General features: G+C 65.5%; 2 protein-coding genes. Both read right to left on the minus strand.

Going from position 1 to position 2,186, the window contains the following annotated elements:
• Nucleotides 1-211: 211 nt before the first annotated feature.
• Nucleotides 212-1,579 (minus strand): MFS transporter, encoded by a 1,368-nt coding sequence (locus Q319_RS0123265; protein WP_245619454.1) that lies wholly within the window; start codon nucleotides 1,577-1,579, stop codon nucleotides 212-214.
• The gene (locus Q319_RS0123270) at nucleotides 1,576-2,097 is read right to left on the minus strand and encodes a ChbG/HpnK family deacetylase (protein WP_051655727.1); all 522 of its coding nucleotides are present in this window, start codon (nucleotides 2,095-2,097) and stop codon (nucleotides 1,576-1,578) included. Before Q319_RS0123270 ends, Q319_RS0123265 begins: the two co-directional genes overlap by 4 nt.
• Nucleotides 2,098-2,186 lie beyond the last annotated feature (89 nt).

The raw sequence follows: 2,186 nt of genomic DNA on the forward strand, positions 1-2,186 counted from the left end.
GCACGATTTGCCGAATTAGGAAAACATCCGTCCAGGCCGCTGGATTTGGGGGTCAAAGCGGCTTGAGGGTGGTCAAAACTGTCCGAACCATTGATATGGACGCACTGGCCCAGCAGGGCTTACCACTTCTGGTGGCGGCTCTAGACCCGGTGGCTCAGGACTGCTGATCTCCGGCCCTCCCTCGCATCATCCACCGTCGTGAGTGACGTCTTCAGCCCCCGCGCCGGGCCGCCAACTGGCGGCGGATGTCCTGCAACCGCTTCCCGTGCAGCGGGTAAAACCATAGAAACACCACCGCCAGCGCCGAGCCGATCAGCGGCGGCACCGTCATGAAGAGGCGGAAGCCCTGTGCCACAGTGTCGGGTTGCACGTCCAGCTTTGGATCGTAGCCGTAACGCAGCGCCACCCAGCCGAACACGGCAGCAATGACTCCGGTGCTCAGGGTGGTGATCAGGCCCGACAGGCCGTAATACGAACCCTCGCGGCGCTGGCCGGTTCGCAGCTCGTCCTCGTTGATCACGTCGGCCAGCACCACGTCACCCATCAGGATCATCCCGGCCAGGCCCACCCCGAACAGCGCGGTGGTCAGGAAGGCCGCAGGAACGCTTCCGATAAAGGCCAGCGGCAGCACAGCTAGACCACTGAGGGTGAAGGCCAGCAACAGCGTGGTGCGAGCGCCGTATTTCTCGGCCACGAAGCGCCGCCACGGCCACAGCAACGCCCCTGCCGTCACGAAGGCGATAGCGAGCAGCAGCGTGGTCAGCAGGCCGCCCTCGGCCCCCAGGCTGTACTTGACGAAGAAGCCCATCCCCGTCGCGAGTGTGCCGGTGGCGACGAAGCGCATGGTCTGGGCGGCCACGATGGTCAGGAAACTGCGGTTGGTGAAGGTGGAACGCAGGGCGTCCAGCAGGGGCAGGGGAGCGGCCTGCACCGACGCTACCCTTTCTGAGAGTGCTCCCACGCCGCCGTAGATGGCCGCCGCGCAGAGCACCGCGAACAGGATGCCCATCGGCCCCCAGCCGATCTGGGTCGCCAGCAGTGGAGGCAGGGCCAGCCCGATCAGCAGGCCCACCACCTGCACGGCGTTCATCCTGACCGACACGTCGGTGCGCTCGGCGAACGAGCGGAACATCTCCGGGAGCAGCGACAGGTAGCCCGTGCCCACCATCGTGAAGGTGGTCTCCCACAGCACCCACAGCACGCCGAAATACAGCAGCACGCCCGCCGGGTTCTGCACGGCATCGAAGGGCGCGTTGAACAACAGGGCCAGAAACAGCATGGTGGGCAGCGTGGCGAACAGCAGGTACGGAATGCGGCGCCCCCAGCGCGTGCGGGTACGGTCCGAGAGGTAGCCGATGACCGGATTGTCGATGGCGTTATACAGGGCAAAAGCAGTCATCAGCGCTGCGAATTTCACTGGATCGACTTTCAGGTGGTCGACGTAGTACAGGAAGAAGAAACTGGATACCTGCGCCGGGATCACCAGCCCCAGGTTCATGGCCGCGTAGCGCCAGCGCGTGCTGGAGGAGGTGCCAGCGTCCAGCTCCACGGGAACCGCAGATGTCGCCGGAACGGTCACGGCTTTACCTCGCCCGCCGCCATTCTTTGCCGCAGCAAGTCGCGCAGGGGGCGGTAGCCGATGACCTGGATGCCCAGGTTCTGCACGTCCCGGCGTAGGGCAGGGTCCATCAGCGCGTGGTAGTTTGCCACCCGCGCGGGCCAGTCGCCGCAAATGGCCCGCAGTTCAGGCGTGTCGTGCGCGGGATGCAGGATGAAATGCGTGATGCCGGGCGGCAGATCGCGCAGCATCTGCCGGGTCAGGGCCGCGTGATCGCCCCCCACGTCCAGCGGCAACATCCGCAGATGGTCGACGAGGGGAACGCCGCGCTCCTCCAGTTGAAAGGTGGTCTGTTCCGCCTGCCGGGCATCTTCCCCGGTCAGTCCCGCCGCCTGCCAGTCCGCTGCTGTCTGCCGGGGAAACAGGGGTGGAAGGCCCTGCGTCAGCGCCAGTTCCAGCAGATCAGGTAGATACCTGGGGTGCGCGGCAGTGCCCATATGCGCGTCCACATGCGTCACGTCCAGGCCCCACGCCAGCATGAAGTCGCGTGGCTTTGACCTGGAACGGTCAGCGGTGACCCACGCTGACCGATTAGAGCGGTTGTTTGGACTGGTCACGCTGGCCTGGG

The sequence above is a fragment of the Deinococcus marmoris DSM 12784 genome (assembly GCF_000701405.1).
Taxonomy (GTDB): domain Bacteria; phylum Deinococcota; class Deinococci; order Deinococcales; family Deinococcaceae; genus Deinococcus; species Deinococcus marmoris.

Bases quoted from the DNA above. Each gene is read 5' to 3' on its own strand.
- Q319_RS0123270 (WP_051655727.1), bottom strand. From the start codon at position 2,097: ATGCTGGCGTGGGGCCTGGACGTGACGCATGTGGACGCGCATATGGGC.